The organism is Alteromonas sp. ASW11-130 (genome assembly GCF_026183735.1).
Lineage (GTDB): Bacteria > Pseudomonadota > Gammaproteobacteria > Enterobacterales > Alteromonadaceae > Alteromonas.
This window is the reverse complement of sequence record NZ_JAPFRE010000016.1, coordinates 77500-98152: the sequence shown is the minus strand read 5'-3', so window position 1 is coordinate 98152 and position 20653 is coordinate 77500. Positions and strand designations below refer to the sequence as shown.

At 41.0% G+C, this 20653-nt stretch carries 14 protein-coding genes; 9 read left to right on the top strand and 5 right to left on the bottom strand.

Going from position 1 to position 20653, the window contains the following annotated elements; translation table 11 throughout:
- Positions 1–68: 68 nt before the first annotated feature.
- Together prsT and OPS28_RS05500 are read left to right on the top strand one after the other, a co-directional pair.
- On the top strand, positions 69–2822 hold the full coding sequence (prsT, locus tag OPS28_RS05505) for an XrtA/PEP-CTERM system TPR-repeat protein PrsT (protein ID WP_265608458.1): 2754 nt from the start codon (positions 69–71) through the stop codon (positions 2820–2822).
- A gap of 14 nt (positions 2823–2836) precedes the next feature.
- Positions 2837–3826 (top strand): polysaccharide deacetylase family protein, encoded by a 990-nt coding sequence (locus OPS28_RS05500; protein ID WP_265608457.1) that lies wholly within the window; start codon positions 2837–2839, stop codon positions 3824–3826.
- 766 nt (positions 3827–4592) lie between these two features.
- On the opposite strand, the gene OPS28_RS05495 is transcribed toward OPS28_RS05500, so the two are convergent.
- The gene (locus OPS28_RS05495) at positions 4593–6005 is read right to left on the bottom strand and encodes a TIGR03013 family XrtA/PEP-CTERM system glycosyltransferase (protein ID WP_265608456.1); all 1413 of its coding nucleotides are present in this window, start codon (positions 6003–6005) and stop codon (positions 4593–4595) included.
- Positions 6006–6156: 151 nt separating this feature from the next.
- On the opposite strand from OPS28_RS05495, the gene OPS28_RS05490 reads away from it, so the two are divergent.
- From OPS28_RS05490 to OPS28_RS05475, 4 genes are read left to right on the top strand one after another with little or no spacing between them, the layout of a single operon-like run.
- Positions 6157–6792 (top strand): XrtA/PEP-CTERM system exopolysaccharide export protein, encoded by a 636-nt coding sequence (locus OPS28_RS05490; RefSeq protein ID WP_265608455.1) that lies wholly within the window; start codon positions 6157–6159, stop codon positions 6790–6792.
- Positions 6793–6810: 18 nt separating this feature from the next.
- Entirely contained in the window at positions 6811–8376 is a 1566-nt protein-coding gene (locus tag OPS28_RS05485; RefSeq protein WP_265608454.1) for an XrtA system polysaccharide chain length determinant, read from the top strand.
- The gene (locus OPS28_RS05480) at positions 8376–9266 is read left to right on the top strand and encodes an XrtA-associated tyrosine autokinase (RefSeq protein ID WP_265608453.1); all 891 of its coding nucleotides are present in this window, start codon (positions 8376–8378) and stop codon (positions 9264–9266) included. Before OPS28_RS05485 ends, OPS28_RS05480 begins: the two co-directional genes overlap by 1 nt.
- Complete coding sequence (locus OPS28_RS05475; RefSeq protein ID WP_265608452.1) at positions 9235–10908, top strand: hypothetical protein; 1674 nt, start codon at positions 9235–9237, stop codon at positions 10906–10908. Before OPS28_RS05480 ends, OPS28_RS05475 begins: the two co-directional genes overlap by 32 nt.
- 146 nt (positions 10909–11054) lie before the next feature.
- Here OPS28_RS05475 and OPS28_RS05470 read toward each other — a convergent pair whose 3' ends face one another.
- The 3 genes from OPS28_RS05470 to hldE all read right to left on the bottom strand — a co-directional run bounded on the left by OPS28_RS05470 (position 11055) and on the right by hldE (position 15128).
- Positions 11055–12050, bottom strand: a complete 996-nt coding sequence (locus OPS28_RS05470) for an acyltransferase family protein (protein ID WP_265608451.1) — start codon at positions 12048–12050, stop codon at positions 11055–11057.
- 471 nt (positions 12051–12521) lie between these two features.
- Positions 12522–13610 (bottom strand): XrtA/PEP-CTERM system-associated ATPase, encoded by a 1089-nt coding sequence (locus OPS28_RS05465; protein WP_265608450.1) that lies wholly within the window; start codon positions 13608–13610, stop codon positions 12522–12524.
- Between the two features lie 84 nt (positions 13611–13694).
- Positions 13695–15128: a bifunctional D-glycero-beta-D-manno-heptose-7-phosphate kinase/D-glycero-beta-D-manno-heptose 1-phosphate adenylyltransferase HldE gene (gene hldE, locus OPS28_RS05460; RefSeq protein WP_265608449.1), complete on the bottom strand. Its 1434-nt coding sequence runs from the start codon at positions 15126–15128 to the stop codon at positions 13695–13697.
- 22 nt (positions 15129–15150) lie between these two features.
- On the opposite strand from hldE, the gene OPS28_RS05455 reads away from it, so the two are divergent.
- On the top strand, positions 15151–15513 hold the full coding sequence (locus tag OPS28_RS05455; protein WP_265608448.1) for a GIY-YIG nuclease family protein: 363 nt from the start codon (positions 15151–15153) through the stop codon (positions 15511–15513).
- Here OPS28_RS05455 and OPS28_RS05450 read toward each other — a convergent pair.
- Positions 15505–16416 carry a DUF350 domain-containing protein gene (locus tag OPS28_RS05450; protein ID WP_265608447.1) on the bottom strand — a complete coding sequence of 304 codons (912 nt, stop codon included), beginning with the start codon at positions 16414–16416 and terminating at the stop codon, positions 15505–15507. The genes OPS28_RS05455 and OPS28_RS05450 overlap by 9 nt on opposite strands.
- A gap of 104 nt (positions 16417–16520) precedes the next feature.
- On the opposite strand from OPS28_RS05450, the gene glnE reads away from it, so the two are divergent.
- Both glnE and OPS28_RS05440 read left to right on the top strand, forming a co-directional pair.
- Positions 16521–19382, top strand: a complete 2862-nt coding sequence (gene glnE / locus OPS28_RS05445; protein ID WP_265608446.1) for a bifunctional [glutamate--ammonia ligase]-adenylyl-L-tyrosine phosphorylase/[glutamate--ammonia-ligase] adenylyltransferase — start codon at positions 16521–16523, stop codon at positions 19380–19382.
- Positions 19383–19666: 284 nt separating this feature from the next.
- Positions 19667–20650, top strand: a complete 984-nt coding sequence (locus OPS28_RS05440) for an NAD-dependent epimerase/dehydratase family protein (protein WP_265608445.1) — start codon at positions 19667–19669, stop codon at positions 20648–20650.
- Positions 20651–20653: the final 3 nt, after the last annotated feature.

Genomic DNA, 20653 nt, shown 5'->3' with positions numbered 1-20653 from the left:
AGAATCCGTAATCATATTCTTGCTATTCGGGTCATTGTAAATAGATTAACGTGTAAAAGGAAACATTTATGCTAAAGAGAACGTTCGTATTGCCTTTGTTAATTGCTGCAAGTATGGGGTGTACGCCAGCAATAAACCGTGACGAAGCGGTAGCAAATGCCGAAGCTGCTTTAAAAAGCGGGCAATTAAACGAAGCACGAATAGATCTGCAGAATGTTCTGGTTGAAAACCCTAACGATGTAGAAGCAAGACTACTATTAGCTCAGGTTTTGTTAGCCAACGGAAATTACGCTGGCGCAGAAAAAGAATATAGAAAAGCCCAACAGCTAGGTAACAATAGCCCCGAAGTTAAATTAGGTATCGCCCGTGCGCAAGTACGATTAGGCGAGTTTGAAGAAGTTATTAATACCGATTTCGATGCCAGTAATTTATCCGATGACCAAATAGCACAGATGTATGTTTATAAGGGGGTGGCTGCTTCCGCAGTAGGCAAGAAAGAAGAGGCGATACTGTTTTTCGAGCAAGCCTCGCAAGTGGGGCAAGATTCCACTTACTCTCAGCTCGGAAATGTCTATGTTACCAACAATTCAAAAAGTTTAGACGAAGCCATTTCGCTGTTAAACGAACTGTTAGACGAGAATCCAGAGGTTGCAGAAGCCCACCTACTGTTAGGGCAGCTTAACTTGAAAGCTAATGACTACCAGTCAGCTATTTCCGCCTTTAGGAAATACAGTGAAATGCAACCTGAATCGCGAGAAGCAAAAGTATTACTCGCGGGTGCCCTCGTTCAGGCGCGTGAGTATGACGAAGGTAAACAGTTAACTTCGAAACTGCTAAAAGAGTTTCCTGGACACCCCTATGTAAACCAGCTAGGTGCCATTATTGCATTCAATGAGCAGGATTATAAAACCGCTAAGCGTATGATCGACATCGCTGTAACCGCAGGTTTACGAACCGAGGTAGCCATGGTAATAAAGGGGATCAGTGATTATCAACTTGAAAATTATGAGCAGTCTTACCAAAGTTTGAAGACGGTAGTGAACAAGCTCCCCGGCGACCACCCTGCCCGCCGACTGTATGTTTTAACCCAAATATTACTGGGCTATGATCAAGAGGCTTCAGCAACCGTTAAGCGATGGGACAATCTGACTAGTGAAGATGCAAGTGTTGTGGCAATGCTAGGCACTAACTTAGCTCGATCGGGAAAAGAAGATAAAGCTCGGGAAATATTACAAGAATTAGAATCAATAGATCTAGAAAACGCCGAAGATATTGCTCGCGTGGGTTTATTAAAAATCCAATTAAATGATATGTCTGGGGCTGCTGATCTAGAGAATGCCATTGCCAAAAATGAGAATCTACAGGGCGCTAAGTTAGGATTAATTGATGCCTATTTAAAAAGTGGTAACGTAGACTCATTAATGAAATTCGGCCAGGAATTGATTAAATCTGAAAGCAGTAAGTTGCTCGGGTACAATACTATTGCGCTAGCATACAGAGAAAAAAACGAGTTTGAAAAAGCCACTGATGCATATTTAGAAGCGCAAAAGATTGACGAACTAAACCCACCTTCAAGAATATTTTTTGCTAATCTGGCATTAGTAGAAGGTAACCGAGAGGAAGCAATCGCACAACTGGAACCGCTTGTGGAAGGCAAACCTGAGTTTATTGAAGGCGTCAAAATGCTTGTCGCTTTGTACTCAAGAGATGCTTTAGACAAAGGAATAGCCAAGCTGGAAAAGGTTGTAGACAAGGTACCGAACAATACAGAATTGAGGGTCCTATTAGCACGCTTGTATTTGCGCCAAGGAAAATTCGATGAGGTACACAGAACGCTTCAACTGGATGACGATATGCTCAGAAGTGCTTCCGATGACTATTACCACACACGGTTAGAAAGCTATTTACAGGAAGAAAACTTTAATGATGCGGAGGATCTTTTAGCAAAATGGGTGAGACTACAACCTCAAAGTGAAATTGCGGCAGTAACGCAGATTAGTTATTTTAAAAATATTGGAAAAAATAATAAACTGATGCAAGCAATAGAGCGGGCAATTTCAGATATTCCCCAGTCACAAAGTTTAAAAGCAATCCAAATAAAACAGTTATTAGATAAAAACGATACGAGAAGAGCCAAACAAGCGTTAAACAAAACGTCTGACAAGTTTTCTTCGAGCGTGGTAGGACAAGGATTGAAAGGACATATTCTGTTAGCCGAAAATAAACCTGAAGATGCCCTTCCATTGTTAGAAGCTTACTATGAAGAAGCCCCCAATTTATTTAACGTAAAAGCTATAGCTTTGGCGCTTAAGGCAACTAATCAGCCAGAAAAAGTTCAAGAATTTCTTAGCAATCGAGTTGAAAGTCATCCAGACGACGTATATTCGCGCAATTTGCTCGCGAATTTAGTGATTTATAATAATCCTGCGTTGGCAAAAGAACAGTACCGCGAAATTCTAAAACAACAACCGAACAATATTATAGCGGCGAATAATTTAGCATGGTTGTTAATGAATGAAGAAAAGTACGAGGAAGCTAAAAAGATTGCCACCGATGCCATAGCTTTACAAGAAAATGTCCCTAGTCTCCTCGACACACTTGGACAAATTGAGTTAAAAATGGGGAATAAGAATGCGGCGGTAGATCTATTCGCTAAAGCATATAGTATTACTCCTACTTCAAGCATAGCGCTGCATTACGCACAGGCCTTGCTCGCATCTGGCGATAGAGAACAAAGTAGACAGATTGTGAGTCAAATTGAGAGCGTAAATAGCAAAAAAATGCAAGATGAACTTGAAGCATTACGTTCAGAGTTAAAATAGTTCAGGATGTCATTTTGATTCAATCGATGTTACTTAATCGCGGGCTAAATAGGCTGGCAAACAGACTTCTAGGCCAACGCGTGAGTATTTTTACGCTCCATAGACCTCGCGGTCAACATGGCCTTACAGGTATTGATCCCGTAATGCTCCACCAATTGCTGGAGAGTCTAAGTAGACATAATGTTCAATTTATTTATTTGGATGAGTTGGTAAACAGTTCGACAGACTTAGATCCAAAAGGACATTATGTTTGTTTCACTATTGATGATGGTTATAAAGATCAGGTAGATAAACTTCTACCTGTTATGTTCGAGTTCGATGCGAAGCCGACCATGTTTGTCATTACCAATATGATTGACAACAGCGAATTACCCTGGGATGCAATAATCGCGTCATTAGTCAACAAATCTAACTTACGCTCTGTCAATCTATCGAATCTGCAAGATATTAATCTATCTAAAGTCGATTTGCTGGATAAGCGACAGGTCAGGCGAATATTATCTGACCACGTAAAACGTCTTGGCTCAGCTGACAGAAGCTCGTTTGTAGAAGCTTTGATTCCTGTACTGAGCCCAGAAGACGAAGTCAGCACTGAAAGCTTTCGCTCTTCTACATGGCAAGAGCTCAGAACGCTAGAAACGCGTGGATTAGCAATTGGTTCACATACATGCAGCCATCAACCATTATCAACATTAAAAGATGATGTACTGGTGGAAGAGATTACAGTGAGTAAACAATTACTGGATGCCAATCTATCAACCCCTTCACGAATACTTTGCTACCCAGTTGGCAAAGTAGAAGATTTTGACGAGAGATCTATCGAGGTTGCTAAAAAAGTGGGATACATGGGTGGGGTAACCTCTGAACCTGGCTTTTTTTGCCCCCTTTCACACAAAGAAAATAAAGAAAATTGTTTTACAATTCCACGCATGAGCTTTCCCCCAACTTTGGGAACCGCTATAAGATATGCTTCGTGGCTAGAAAAGCTTAGAGCTGTAAAATAACTCCATTACGTTTTTAATGCATTGTCTAAACGTCATCCTCCGCTAGAGCGGAGGCCCCTTCATACTATGCTAAATGATATCAAATAGGGTTAGTGTGTGGTTAGTTTAGAGAAAGAATGAGCCATTTAGTTAAGTCGCATTGTTGATTAGGACGAGCGTTTCAATTGATGAACGCGTTAGTGCATACCACTTCTTTATTTAACCGAAGCTTTTTAACCTTTTAAATGCCTAGATTTCATACGCGCTTTTGTCTTCTCCTAGCCTTCCCAAACTGTTTACCTAACCGTAAAAACCCCTTACTCCGAATGAAGGAGCATTTTAATGGATGAGTGTTCACTTGTACCTAGGGTACTTTGACACTATCACCTGCACTGGAGTGACTCTCTTGCATAGAAGGGTTAACGCGTTGAGAGCTGGCTAGATAGCCAGCTGCGCGCCCAATTTGGTAATAAAATAGGAAGTAGGAAGTAGGAAGTAGGAAGTAAAAAGTAGGAAGTAAAAAGTAGGTTCATACAAGTGAACGTAAACTTCCCTTCCAGCACAAACGGAAAACATAAAATATCCCCCTTCGCGATGAAGCTCTCATCCCATGCCATCTTTCGCAAAGGTTTAGAATTATGACTTTACTTTCGCACGTCTGTAATAGTTGTGGCCGCTTTCCAGTAACAAAAGCAAGGTTTCTACGTTTGCTCTTGTTACCTTTTTATCTATCTTAAGCGCTCGCTTTTATTTAGATCTATAGGCCCTGCCAAACGAGTTAACGTTTTTATCTGCCTTTACCAAAAAGCACCACTTCTACCGTTCGAATTAAGATTAATATATCAAGTAATAAGCTTTGATGTTTAACATAGTATAAATCGAACTTAAGCTTTTCCATTGAGTCTTCTACACTCGCGCCATAGGGGTAATTTAACTGCGCCCAACCAGCAAGCCCTGGTTTCACGTTATGACGCTGGTTATAGTAAGGCACTTCCCGCACGAGCTTCTCAACAAACTCTGGACGCTCCGGTCTCGGTCCGATAAATGCCATTTCACCTTTAAATACATTAATTAACTGAGGAAGCTCGTCCACTCGATATTTACGAATAAAATGTCCTATTCGCGTCACTCTATCATCATTCTTACTGGCCCATTTTGCTCCATCCTTTTCTGCATCAGGGCGCATACTGCGAAACTTTATGATTTTAAAAAGTTTGCCATTTAAGCCTACTCTCTCTTGCTTATAAAATACTGAAGTACGGGTACGTCTGCCGTCATCTAACCAAATAATCAGCGCTGTTATCAGCATAAATGGCCAAGCAAAAATCAGTACGAAGGTTGCCAGAAAAGCATTTAAAAAATAATCTAATGCATCTCGTAAATAATTTTGGCTTTGAAAACCATTCGAATAGATAACCCAGCTTGGATACATCAAGTTAACCACAATCTGACCCGTTTCTCGTTCCATAAAATCAAGTAGGTCTGTTACTTCTATGCCCCTTAGACGACATTCAAATAACACATCGATGGGTAAGGTGCCTCGACGTTGATCACAGGCGATAACTATTTCTTCAATATCATTATCTACAATGAACTGTTGAAAATTTTCGTCTATCTTAACGTGAATAATTTTTTCTTTGCGAATGCCATCTTCCCGGTTATCTCCCGGGATTGGGATGAAGCCTAATAATTCAAAACCAATGCGGTCGACGTCACGGCGCATACGTTTTTCAATTATTGAAGCCCTCTCTCCGGCACCCAATACAACAATACGAACTTTTCCGAGTCCAAGTAGCCCCAGTCGATTTGTAAAATACCTAAATACAACCAGCGTAATGATAATTGCGCAAACAGCGGCAGGTAGAAAATAAGGATGCATCATCAGTGCATCGAAAAATGCGCGGCTGATAACTTCGACAAAAAAGTAACTTAACCCCACACTGACAAATATTCGACGAATAATTCCCCTGAAAGTCTCACGAAGTTTTGTTTCGTATAGGCCGACTGATAAAGAACAAATCAATATTGAAATGGTTAACATTCCAACATTTACCATCAACTTCTCGATAGGAACCGACGGGCTGATATTAATCTGTACCAGGATAAAGTGTGTTATATATCCCATGTAAGCGATTAATAATGCTTCTGTAACAACCAGAATATTGGAACGCTTACTTTGATTACGCCTGTTTAGTGCCACCCTCGGCCCCCTGCTTTTACATCTAAAGTGAACATAATAATGATAATTATTGTAATAGACTACAAATGATGATGGCATTATAGTGGTATTTACCGTAGGGTAAATTACATTACGATAAAAATTTAACCATTTGAGCGCAGGATGATCTCTTATGCACCGTTCTAAACCCTTACTTTATTTAGCTCTTGGCACCTCAATAACACTACTGGCGGGTTGTAGTAGTTCAAGCTCAACGTTGCCGGAGGCCAGTACTCACGCATCACTAACGACAAACGTCAGTGAATACGAATATTTAATTGGTCCGGGTGATTCGTTAAATATTTTTGTGTGGCGGAATCCTGACATTTCTGGCACATTTACTGTCAGACCCGATGGTAAAGTAACCACTTCCTTGGTAGAAGATATTCAGGTTGCGGGAAAAACACCTACAAACCTTGCAAGAGAAATTGAAGAAAAGTTATCTACCTATATCAACAATCCACGCGTTACAATAAGCGTTAACTCATTTTCTGGCCCATTAAGCGAACAGGTTAGAGTCATTGGTGAAGCGACCAACCCTAAGGTGGTTAACTACACTAAAAACATGACATTGCTCGATTTGATGATAGCCGTAGGTGGCTTAACTGATTTTGCAGATGGCAACGGCGCAAAATTGGTTCGGGTCGTAGACGGTGAAAAAAGAACGTATGACATCGATATAGATGATCTTATTCGTAAAGGAAACATATCTAAGAACGTAGATATACTTCCTGGTGATATCATAATCATCCCGGAAGCTTGGTTCTAGCAGCATCGGAACAAATTAATGCAGGATTTACAACCATCAATAAACCAGTTGCTCGATTTCATTAAGGGCATCTGGTTAAAAAAACGCTTTATTATAATTTGCTCATGGCTTATCTGCCCGATAGGCTTTTTATATGTAGCATCATTACCAAATCAATATTTATCAAGCGCAACGGTTTACGTTGATACGGGCTCACCATTAAGACCAATATTAGAAAATATTGCTATCCAATCTAATCCCAGGGAAGAGATTAATATGATGGCGAAAACCTTATTGAGTCGGTCCAATTTAGAAACAATTGCCAGGGAAAGTGATTTAGATATCACTGCAAGAACTGATAAACAGTTTAATCAATTGATCGATCGCTTAAGCGATACCATTGAATTAGAGTCCACCGGCAAAGACAACATTTATACGATAAATTTCAAACATCGTAATCCGAATGTAGCGCAACGGGTCGTACAGGAAACGCTGGAATTATTCGTTGAAGGCTCGTTAGGGAACAACCGTCGTGATACTGACACCGCAGGTCGTTTTCTCGATGAACAAATAGCCGATTACGAAACAAGACTATCCGATTCGGAACAGCGACTTGCTGATTTTAAGCGTAAATATAGTGATGTATTACCTTTACAGGGCACGTTCTACAATCAACTGCAAGGTTTACGCAATGACCTTGAAACAACGCAATTGGAAATCGAACAAACCCAGCGTCAAATCGATTCCGTAAAAGGTCAAATGTCATCGACTAAGGTTTCCGATAATTTTGGTGTGCGAACGGAAAGTGATACCGGGTTAAAAACCCGCTACGACGACAGGATAAAATCATTAGAGGATAGGCTAGATAACCTCACTTTAAGCTATACTGACCAGCACCCTGATGTTATCGAAACAAAAGCGCTTCTTGCTAAATTGGAAGACTCCAGAGATGAAGAAATCCGCAAATTTATGGAAGAGCAAGGAATGGATACCAGTCAACCAATTGGTGATTTGAATAGCCAATTGACGCTTGAAGTGAGTCGTCTTCAAAGTAATTTTGCATCCCTAAAAGTTAAAGAGAAAAGCTTACAAAACAAAATAGTCAGCCTTGAGTCAAAAATAGATTTAGTTCCTCAAATAGAAGCAGAACTCGCTTCGCTTAACCGAGACTATGGGATTACCAAAAGTCGTTACGAGGAACTTCTTTCAAGAAGAGAATCTGCAGACCTATCCCGTCGAGCAGAAGTCTCGGCGGAAGAATTTCAGTTTAGAATTATTGAACCTCCTCTTGTTCCTAATAAACCAGCAGGACCCAATCGAGTGTTGCTCTATACACTAGTACTCCTAGTTGGGTTTGCCACCGGGATAGGTATTGCATTTTTAGTCAATCAACTTTCTCCTGTATTAGTGCGAGCTAATCAATTGTCTGATATTACTGAGTACCCTGTTTGGGGAGTTGTGAGTCACTTACATGCAGATGCGATTACGAAAAAGAATCGTACACGTATGGCCGTGTTCGCCGCTTCGTCGGGTGTGATCGTAGTGATGTATGGCTTCCTCGTCAGTGCAGAAGTTCTTAATATTCAGTTACCGGGTGTGTTGTAATGAGAAGTACTATTGAAAAAGCATTGCAAAAGCAAAGAGAAACGCAGGCTTTAAAAAAGCAGCAAGAGACTCCCACACATGAGGTAAAACCGACGCTTCGATCTTCTGAAGAAAAAACTAGTGCTCCATCAAAACAACAAAAAAGTGTTACTCCTCAATTCGAAATCGACTTTGATAGGTTGAATGAAAATGGGTTGGTCTCACTTGATGGTGGACGTACGCAAATTAATGAAGAATACCGTGAGATTAAGCGAAAGTTGATTAAAAACGCTTTCGGGTCGCTATCTAAAACGTTAAATAATAGCAATATCATCATGGTAACGAGTGCGCGTCCCTCTGAAGGTAAAACCTTTTCGGCAATTAACCTGGCTCTGAGTATTGCTTCAGAGCAAGATAAAACAGTGTTATTAGTCGACGCAGATGTGCTTAAACCCAACGTGTTAAATACACTGGGTCTGGAAGGTCGAAAAGGGATGATCGAATATCTTACGGGCGAAGTAGAAGATATTGCTGATGTGCTTTATCCAACGAACGTGGATAAACTGAAAATCATACCCGCAGGTAAGACTCACCACTCTACCACTGAATTATTAGCCAGCCGGAAGATGCATAAAACAGTGGACGAATTCGCAAATAGATATCCTGACCGTGTAGTAATTATAGACACGCCTCCCTTAATAGGAATTAACGAGACAGCTATCCTGGCAAACTTTGCTGGCCAAGCGGTGGTAGTAGTTGAGGAAGGCAGATCGAAACTTAGCGACATCAGACACTCTGTAGAACGGCTGAGTTCAAATATGGCTATAGGATTTGTTGTGAATAAATCAATTAACTCTGATGCTGAAAAAGCGGGTTACTATGGATATTATTACGCAGAGAATCAAGACTAAAATGGAATGCACGTATAAGCGCATTGGTAGCCAGATTTTAATAGCTGGAACTGTCGGGCTGATCGCTAGCCCGGTGGTAGCCGATGTAAATCTGATCACTAAAGCGGAATCGAATCTAATTTACCAGCAACTTGATTCTTCCGCTCGAGGTGATCAAGATATCTTTACACTTCAACTCAAGCCTTCGGTTGGCGCATTCTACGAATCCGAATCTTTAGAGCTCAATTTGCAAGGTAGCGTAACGCATTTAGAAAGAAACAGTGATTTTTTTGATAGCAGCCAAACATACGGTGAATATCAGATGGGTGCTTCGTGGACGGCAATTGAAAACTTATTAACGTTCAGTGGCTCCGGTGCCACAAGGTATCGAAATTCTGATCCCAATAACTACCTGGTTTCAGACTATCTTAACAATGACGGTAATCTCGCAAAGATTCAAAATAACCGCGCAGGCGTTAGGCTAAACTATTTAGAAGGAAATTGGTTCAATACGACAGCGAACCTTAGTTATACCTCCGTCGAGTCTGATAGGGTACGGACTGGAACTGTGTCTGAGTCAGCACTCGATAGCAACAACCTTTTTGCACGAGCTCGCATATTCAATGGCGATAATGCCAAACGGTTCTTATGGAATATCAAAGGGAACTATCGTAAAACTGAGCGTGAAACTGGTCTGAATGATTTTACGAGTCGCACAGGCGACGTATATCTCGACTCACTTCTTTTTTCTAATGTAGGTATTCGCTTGACGGCCTACCATGATGAAAACGAAGTGGCAGATGAAAGCGAAACGTTTACGGATAAAGACGAATTTACCAGTTACGGTGCGGGTTTAGTTTATCGACAATCAAAAAGTCGATACATAGCAGTAACGCTAAATGAAAGCGAGTCTGACAATCCGGAAATCGATGGTGAGCAATTTGTCGGTTTAGATATGCGTTGGGCGTTTTCACCGCGCACTTCTTTTAATGCTGAAGTCGGCAAAAACGCCTATGGTAGCCGAGCAGATGTTAATTTCGACTATCGGACTAAACGCTCCAGTGCTAGGCTATCTTACTTTGATCGTATAACCAGTACTTCACGCCTATTAACCGAAACTGATCCAACTGGATTTTATGTCTGCCCCATAGGCGTTGATAACATCAATACCTGTGATTTGTTAGCAGATTTAGATTATGTTCCTGGGGAAGGTTTGCAGGCGATCCCTGTCTTCGAAGATAACATCTCATTAGAAGAAGAAATAATTCTTAGAGAAGCGTTAACGGCAACAATAGGCTACGTTAAATCTAAACTCAATTTGTTAGTGAGTATCCAAGTCGCGGAAGATGAAAGACTTACTCAACAATTTAAACGAGACACAGCGTCAGTTAACGTCAGTGCGACTTATAGGTTAAACAGTACCTTAAACTTTGTCAGTAGTGTCGGTTTTGCCCAGATCGAACAGTCATCACTTAGGTTACCCAGCGGCGAAAGCGATAACTTTAGCCTTACTTCGGGTTTTAATAAAAAGTTAAGCCCAAGATTATATACTGATTTAACGCTAACCTATTTAAATCGAGATGGCTCATTCAGCACAGGAGTTTACGGCGCTGAATATACTGACATAAGGCTAAGCGCTGGAGTTAAATACTATTTCGATTAAGCTCTATACCAAGTGAAATAACGTAGAGTAATCAAAGAATCATATTTTAAAATTTAGGTCAGCTTACTTAGCTGACCTTTTTTATTTCTTACTTCTGCAAAGCTACTGAAGCTCCTTTACAAAAATCCCACCGATACTCGTTAGCTCTACTTTTTTCGCTTCGTCAGTCCAAGTACAAGCCTTCTGGTGAGCGAGTATCTGAACGCGACGATGTGAACTAGTATACCTAGTGCAGTGGTTAGTGCGATTATCAAAAATAACGCTAAATACCCATCCATATCAAAAACATTAAAAATAACTACTTTTGCGACTTTTGAAGTAAAGGACTGATACAAATAAATAGCAAAGGAAAAACCGCCTATCCATGCAATAAACTTGCTTTCAAATTTGATACTGAGCAAAGTGAAACAGGCAGTAATTCCAAGAAGGATCCCGAGCGTTGAGCGTTTCGCAAACAATTCTTCTGCACCATAAAAATAACAATAGAATTGAGCAATAAACAGACTTACAAATAATGTAAGGCACAATACAAAAAGCGATGGATACAAATTACTTTTCTGAATATTCCTGTATGAAGCGCCTAATATAAAATAGGGGTACAAGTAAAGGGCACCACCAATAGAAAAGAAATTCGTATTTAAGGCTGTGTTTCTTGCAAATATATAGAATAACGTTGTCGCAACAAAAAATACGAGAGTAAAATAAGGAGTCTTTTGTCGTAAAAAGTACGTTAACCGGTAAGTAAGAAATATTAAGAATATTGCCTGTACAAACCAGTAATGGCCATTTGCATAAAAAAAGTCTCCTAAAAAATTTTCATATAAGGTCTGAGAATTTTTATTAAGTACAAACCTTTCAACTAAAAATTCTGCAAGTATTGCAAAATAAAGCGGAACTAAGAGGCGCATTGATTTAGAGGAAATTAACTTCTTTCTGTCGATTTCGTCGCATTTCAGTAACGCATAAAAGTAACCAGAAATAACAGTGAAAAGAGGTATCCTGATATTTGTAAAAACATATGAGACGACATCTAGACTACTCTTTATCGAATTGAACTCGCGCTCTACACTTAAATGAAGAAATAAAATAAGTAGGATCGCTACTCCTCTTAGTGTTTCAATATGGTAGTCAATTTTTTTCACTAACTTTTCCTTACCACCGCAATTATCTTCTAATCAAAATTATTGGCTCTTAGTATTGTATATTTTACTCAGGCTATAAAAACTCAAACTATTTATATCAGCGAAATGTTCAATAGTCAGACAATTAGGTTCATCGCAAAAAAATTTATAATTTGCTTTCTAATTATCACAGCTATCATGCATTTGTGTCGAAGACCATGAACTGACGATACCTGTCTATATCGACGTTACTTTAATTGATTTAACGGTGCCAGTCTAATGTATAACTACTGTCGTTTTTTTTTTGAGATGGGACTCTCTTGCGTAAGTAAACCAAGAATGAGATGACACATAAACGGTTGGTAAAATATATAGATTACCTTCTACATGTACCCTTTTGCGATAAAGCGGGGGGGTTGAGGCGTGTTAATCGCTGCGCCTCAAATTCTACCTAAAAACAAGTAATAGATAAGTGGTAAAACAATATTACCACTAATCCTCGTCACCTTTTAAACGAACATAGGTTCGGTATTTCTTCTTCAATAACTTGTCGATGTACTGGGTTAGTTTAATTTTGTGACTAATAGCGTCATCTAATGCATCAACCAACTCACTGAGCATGCCTTTATAATATTCGACTTCCTTAATTTCATTTCCATTTGGTGTAAGAACCTTCTGGGTGGGCTTAAAACTTCCCTCGTCTGCCGAATTACTTGTAGTGTTATTTTCTGCTACTTCTTCTGTTTCCTCAAACTTGGGGGATTGAGGAATAAACATTTCATCTTTAACTTCTTCAATAACTGCGTTTACCGCTTCTTCAGTTAATACTTCAAGTTCTTCGAGAAACCCATACAACAATATACGGTCCATTAGCGTATTAATTTTTCTGGGTACGCCGCGGGTAAATTGATAAATGTGTGAAAACGCTTTATCAGATAATAAGCGATTACCCTGCCACCCGGCATGCTGCATACGAAACTCTATATAATGTTGTGTTTCATCTTCAGTCATCGGCGCTAAATGGCATGAGGCGACAATACGCTGCCTGAATTGCTCCATATTAGGTGCGCGCAGAATGGGTTGAAGCTCTTCCTGCCCCAGTAAAAAACTTTGCAGTAACGGTTTTCCAAATTGCTGAAAGTTAGATAGCATTCGCAATTCTTCGATGGTTTCCAGCGGCAGGTTTTGAGCCTCATCTACTAGCAACAACGCACGTTTACCTTGCTTGCTTAAGTCATATAAAAAATGCTCTAGCACATCTAGGATGTCTGCTTTCGAAAGCCCTGCCACTTCTAAATCAAACTTAGCAGCCACCATTTTCACTAACTCATCAGGCGAAAGCTTCGGCGTAACAATTTGCGCTGCCACAATATCATCTTCAATTTCGGCTAATAGACTGTTCGCAATAGTGGTTTTTCCGGTACCAATATCACCAGTAATCACTATAAAGCCTTCAGCTTGAGATAACCCATATTGAAGGTAAGACATAGCCCTCTTATGCCACTTACTGGCAAAGAAAAAAGCTGGATCGGGGGTAAGCTGAAACGGCTTAGAATTTAGCCCATAATAACTTTCGTACATGTATGTTACCGCTTATATGTTTGGCTATGCTAAAAGCACTAGCTTATATTAATCGCCGTTTAACGGCTATCAAAGTTGATCTGGTCACTCTAGTTTTACGCGCTTACTGACTATTTGTTCAATAATACCTGTGGTCGATACACCTTCTTCAAAATGTAGCACTTTGACTTCACCTCCGTTCTCCTGAACTTCCTCGGCCCCCGCGATCTCTTCTACCGTATAGTCCCCCCCTTTTACCAAAACGTCTGGCAATAAGCGTGCAATCAACCGTCTGGGTGTATCTTCCGGGAACGGCACCACCCAGTCCACCGCACTTAATCCAGCCAATACTGCCATACGCCTGTCTACGGAGTTTACGGGTCTACCGGGCCCTTTCAGTTGCGTTACCGATTCATCTGTATTGACCGCAACGATTAACCTGTCCCCTAATTGTGCCGCCGCTTGTAAATAAGATACGTGCCCGGCGTGTAAAATATCAAAGCAGCCATTGGTCATAACAACTCGTTCCCCTTGACCCTTCGCTTGTTCTATCGCACGTAATAGTTGGTCTTCATTCATTACCCCCCCGTCGAGATGGGTACCTTGTTCATTCAGCGCTAACGCCAATTCAGTCGGCGTAATCACCGAGGTGCCCAGTTTACCGACGACAATAGAGGCGGCGATATTAGCTAATACACATGATTGCTGCACTGACTGACCACAAGCCATTGCAACGGATAATGTAGACACTACGGTGTCCCCTGCCCCAGTGACGTCATAAACTTCTCTTGCTTTAGCAGGTAAATGAAAAGGTGCCTCTGCACTGTATAAAGACATACCTTTTTCAGAGCGCGTTACTAATAAGTTGGTTAAATCTAAATCATTTTTTAGGCCTGTTGCCTTTTCCAGTAATTCAGATTCGTTTTCGACCTCGCCTACAATCCCTTCCAATTCTGCCATGTTTGGAGTAAGCACGGTCGCGCCGCGATATTTAGCAAAGTTATTACCTTTTGGATCAACCACAATTGGTAGGTTCTGTTGTTTCGCCAGTTTAATGAGGGTGCGCACATCGCTGAGCGCCCCTTTGTTGTAATCGGAGAAAACAACAAGATCAACATCTTCTAGTTGTTGGGAAAATTGTTCAACTAACTGTGACTTATCTACCTGAGAAAAGCTTTTTTCAAAATCCATTCGTAATAATTGTTGATTACGACTCAACACACGAAGCTTGGTAATCGTGTCAAAGCCCGATACCGGTAAAAAACTACATTGTACGCCATACGATTCAAGTCGCGCCTGAAGCAGTTGTGCGTTCTCATCTTCTCCACAAAGCCCAAGTAATGTCACACTTGCCCCTAAAGAAGCTGCATTTATTGCCACATTTGCGGCACCACCTGGGCGGTCTTCAATCTCCTTGATATTCACCACGGGAACGGGCGCTTCTGGCGAAATTCGGCTTGTTCCGCCTTTCCAGTAGCGGTCTAACATTATGTCGCCAACAATAAGAATTCGAGCTTGACTAAAATCTGGTAGAATCATGAGTAACAATAATTTCTAAATAATGGTCAGTAGTATAACAGTGGAAAGCGCGGTTGAGGACTATGAAAAGACTAACTGGTACGTGTATCTGATTGAAACCGAGTGTGGGCACTTATATACCGGGTCAACTACAAACCCTACACGTCGATTCAGGCAACACAGGGGCGAGTTGGCTGGCGGTGCAAAGTTTTTAAAAGCGAGAAAACCGCGCGTATACCGGGCGATTTTTCAAATCCGGACTAAATCAGCTGCGCTCAAGCTAGAGTGCAGGATCAAGCGGCTTTCCAGACAACAAAAATTAAACGTAATCAGTTCGCACCTTCTCGATGATATGAAACTGGATTGTGCGTTGGATAGGGTGGAGTCAACACCCCATTTATCCTAGGAACCCCAGTACTCCATTTACCACCAGTGCAATTCCAATACTCAAAGTTAGGGCTAGACATGCCACGCCCACGTTGTGCTGCTGGTCAATTTCCTGTCGATAGTCCATACCGAATAAAATAATGCGCTTGCTCAAATTCACCAACAACATTAACGACACTGTCAAAACAACGGAGACGCCTAGCCATCCTGAAACGTTGCTGACATAACCTTCTGGATTATAAGTTAATAAACTGCCGGCCGAAGCTACGATGGTGGCCGTGCCTAATAAGTTTCCTGAGTGTTCGATAGCTAAAGCCATTTGACCTTTTCGCAGCGCACCTTGAAAGGAATCGTTTTGATTGCCTTTAGCATATCTTCTTTCTATTAATCGGGTTAGTACCAACAGTACTGCAAGTACTACCAAGAACCCTGTAGTGATAGCTATGATAGCATTAAAGTCGCTACCATCGACCCACAGCATCATACTACGTAAAATAATTGCACTGGCAATCAAGCTCGCAGCGTCAACTAATGCTACGCTGACACTTCTGTCTGCAATCAAGGCCTGACTATCAAGCCGGTTCAGCACTAGCTTATCGTGCGCGAACCGGCCAAATTTGACCAATATAATGCCAACTAGTCCAAACGTCAGCATGCCGATAGCTGCCTGTTCGTAACCTAAACCCACGTGACGACCAACAACAGAGCTTAACACTATGCAAAGCGACAACATGCCACCAGCAATACTGATCCCAAACGCAAAGTTGTCTTTGACGCCTAGCTCTTCTGTAACCGTACTTTTCCTAAAGGCCCCTGCCATCCATTTCATCACCATTAGTAAAAAAAGGGCTAATCCCAAATCGATAAGCAAATACACCCACAAATCAGAAGGTAAATCGACCAGTTTAACAAGTGTTTCCATCAGGCACGCACCTTGGTTTTTTTTAAATTTTTTGCATCAAAACATTGTCATCGACTCACGTAAGCCGTTAATGTAGTTCATATAACTTTCTCAGCATGCATACGATGGGCAAGCAATACAAGTTTATTCAAGAGCGGAGCGATAATTTCTTTTCAGAAATAAACGATCAACTGCCTGAACTTTCTATTAAGGCGAGAGGCAGATTAGCCACGCTGGTCGGTTACAGTGATTTTATTTCGCGTCATCTATATCGTCACCCCGAGTGGATTAATCTTGTCCTCGATGCAATTGATAATAAAGAAGTAAAATACACTGAATTATTGGCTGAACAACTGAAATCGACCACACAGGTAGAGCAACTATATAAAATTCTGCGTACTTTCAGACATTTTCACATGCTTTGTATCGGTGCGCGCGATCTGTTAAATACGCAGGATATCGAAAGCTCCTTAAAACAAGTTTCCTCCCTTGCGGACTCGTTAATCATGGGCGCCTATAATTGGCTGTATAGCGACTTTTGTAGAAAACATGGTACGCCTGAGGGAGAGTACGGCCCCCAGCCGCTCATTATTCATGCCATGGGAAAGCTAGGAGGAAAAGAACTAAATTTTTCGTCTGACATCGACCTTATTTTTACTTTTCCAGCCAAGGGGACTACCCAAGGAGGAAAAAAACCGCTGGAACATCAACAGTTTTTCATACGGCTCGCTCAACAGTTGATTGCTGCACTGAATAAGATTACGGATGAAGGACAGGTTTTCAGGGTAGATATGCGGCTTCGCCCATTTGGGGAAAGTGGTCCATTAGCGATGCATTTTGCTGCTTTCGAAGATTATTATCAAGATCAGGGGCGTCACTGGGAGCGCTTTGCCATGCTCAAAGCACGCATACTTAATCCGCCCTCCCCTTATACTGAGCAATTGGAATTAATTCTAAAGCCCTTTGTTTTTAGACGGTATCTTGATTTTACCACGTTAGATGCGCTGCGTGACATGAAGCAATTAATCGCCAGAGAAATCAGACGCAGACAGTTGGCGGACAATATTAAGCTTGGGGCAGGAGGAATCCGAGAAGTCGAATTTTTCGCCCAAAGTTTTCAGCTCATACATGGTGGAAGAGAACCGTCATTGCAATGTAAAAGTTTGAAAACAGCCTTATTTGCTCTGGTGGAGTTAGATATCGTAGAAAAAGAGATCGTAGAAAGGCTTTATCAAGACTATTTGTGGCTAAGAAAAACGGAGCACACGCTGCAACAATTAGATGACCAGCAAACGCAAACACTCCCTGAAAAGGAGTGGCAACTTCAGGTTGTTAGTGAAGTTATGCAAGTAGCATCTATTGATGACTTTAAAAGACAATTAACAGATGTAATGGCTCATGTGCATAAACAATTCAACGATTTGATCGAAGAAACCCATGAATCACATAGTGATGACGATTCACTTTTTAACAAGTGCCGTGACTGTTGGCGAATGCCCTTAGAAGAAGACGAATTTGTTGCACTGTTCAAAAACCATTTAAGTGCAATAGAAAGCCGAGGGATTTACAAGCAACTTGTTGATTTTAACGCACGAGCGCGAGGATTCCGCTTAGGCCAGCGCGGTGAAGACTCGTTGAAAAAATTGATGCCTGAAGTGCTTTATGTACTGGTTGATCAGCATCCAGCTCGCTCTGATAAAGTATTAAGTGCAGTTCTTCAAGTGGTGAACGCAGTTTTAGGACGAACGACCTACCTAGACTTGTTACTCGAAAACCCAGACGTGTTACACCAACTGGTTTCCCTATGTTCTCGTAGCAGCTGGATTGCGAACCAGATCCGCCACTTTCCTTTGTTGCTGGACGAACTGCTTTCCCCAGTCTATTTACAAAAACAATGCATCAGTTTGGACGATACACGGATCGAACATGCTGATGAGCTACGGCAACATCTGCTCAGAATCGATCCAGAAGATATTGAACAATGGATGGAAGCGGTCAGGCAGTTTAAGTTGTGCCAACAACTTCGGATTGCCGCTAGCGACATCAATGGTTCGCTCCCCGTGTCCAGTGTTAGCGACAAGCTGACTGTTCTGGCGGAAGTTTGCATTAATTCGGTATTTCAAAAAGCATGGCAACAAATAACAGCAAAGTATGGCACACCTGAACATCTTAAAGATGAAGATACTGGCTTTGCTATCATCGGCTACGGCAAGCTCGGTGGTTACGAACTGGGTTACGGCTCTGATTTAGACTTAGTCTTTCTACACAATGCACCGCGTCAAACGCAGACGAATGGCCCTAAACGCATAGGGTCGACACAATTTTATATCAAGCTGGCACAACGTATCATGCATTTTTTAACCACAACCACGCTATTTGGAAGGCTTTACGATACCGACTTGCGATTAAGGCCTTCTGGTGATGCAGGTTTAATGAGTTGCCATATTGATGGCTTTGAAAGCTATCAGCAAAACGACGCTTGGACCTGGGAGCACCAAGCCCTGGTAAGAGCAAGGGTTGTGTTGGGAGGCGCAGAATTGTCAGCTAGATTTAGTGCTATTCGCCAATCAATTTTAGAAAAACACAGAGAAAAAGAACAGCTAAAAAACGAAGTGGTTAAAATGCGTAAGAAAATGCGGGATCATTTACTGAAAAAAAATACCGTCCAGATAGATTTAAAGCAATGTGAAGGTGGAATTACTGACATTGAGTTTTTAACCCAATATTGGGTGTTATCTTTTAGCCATCAATTCCCTAAAATAGCACAATACACTGACAATTTAAGAGTACTCGATACTATTGCAAAAGAGCACATTGTAGAAGCCGAGGTAACTGACAGTCTTAAATCGGCATACCTTTCACTTAGAGCTGAATACCATCAATTGACGCTATCGGGCAACCACCTTGCTGACGATACACAAGAACTTGAATCACTACGTAAAACCGTTTCGAATATATGGAATGATGTGATGCAGTCAACGACATAAGTACATCAAACACTTCCTAAATCATTTTTTAAAACTGATTTAATCCAATATGTAGAGAGATAACTATTTTTTCGTGGTCGAATTATTAATTTTTACAAAAGCGAATCGATAACGCTATCTTATTAAGAAAAAAGATTCTTTAAAAATACGCTGCTCATAACAAATAATCACTGTATTTTAACTTGACATTAAAATAGTCTATACAGTTGCTGAAATTCTTATCTAAATCAAAAAAACAATATTTCAATCCAATAAAACAATAATTATCATCTTGGAGTAGAAAAGTGAGAGCGTTCATTACTGGAGCAACAGGTTTTTTAGGCAGACATCTGGTCGAATTACTTGTTAAAGAAGCAGAAGAAATCACTGTATTAGTTCGTAAAACATCAAATTTAGAAACGTTAAAAAAGTTCCCCCAAATCAAATTCGCTTATGGCGATATTCTCGATCCCAATTCCCTTAAAGAAGCCATTCCAGATGAAGTGGACGCAGTCTTTCATGTAGCGGGATCGGTAGCGGTACTCCCTGAAAAGCTAGAGCACACCCGGTATGATATAAATGTTGTAGGCACAAAAAATGTTGTTGAAGCGTGTTTGGAAAAAAATATTGGTAAGCTGATTTACACGAGTACGGTGGTGGTTTTCGATTGGCGTCATGGAGAGAGAATTGACGAAAGTTTTCCGAAGAACAGATGGTGCAATGATGCCTATGTTCGTTCAAAAACCCTGGCAGATGATGAAGTAGATAAGGGTGTCGAGAAAGGCTTAAATGCGGTTTATATGCATCCGAGTGCGGTAATCGGAAAATATGACCGCGGCGGGTGGGCAAGTTTATTTACTGAAATAAAAAAAGGCGTCCCAATGAATATGGCTGCTCCTGGCGGCGGCTCTATTTGCAGTGCTAGAGAAGTAATGCAAGCACACATTGACGCCTACCACCATGCGGAACCTGGTTCGCGATATATTTTGGGCGGATTTGACAGGACATGGTATGAGGTCATGCAAAAAGTAGCCAAACTGCTAGGTAAGAAAAAATTAAAGAAACCAACAAACCGATTAATATTTCTACTTTGTTGTTACCTGGACCGTTTTTTCTCTCGTGTGGTCGGGAAAGAACCTACGCTTACCAAACATGTGCAAGATATCGTGTCCATAGAGATTTATTCCGATTCGAGAAAAGCGATGGAAGAAATTAAATATAGGGTTGTTGCTTTGGATACGATGTTGGAAGAATGCTTTACTGACCTAAAATCTGAAAAACTGGTTTAAAAC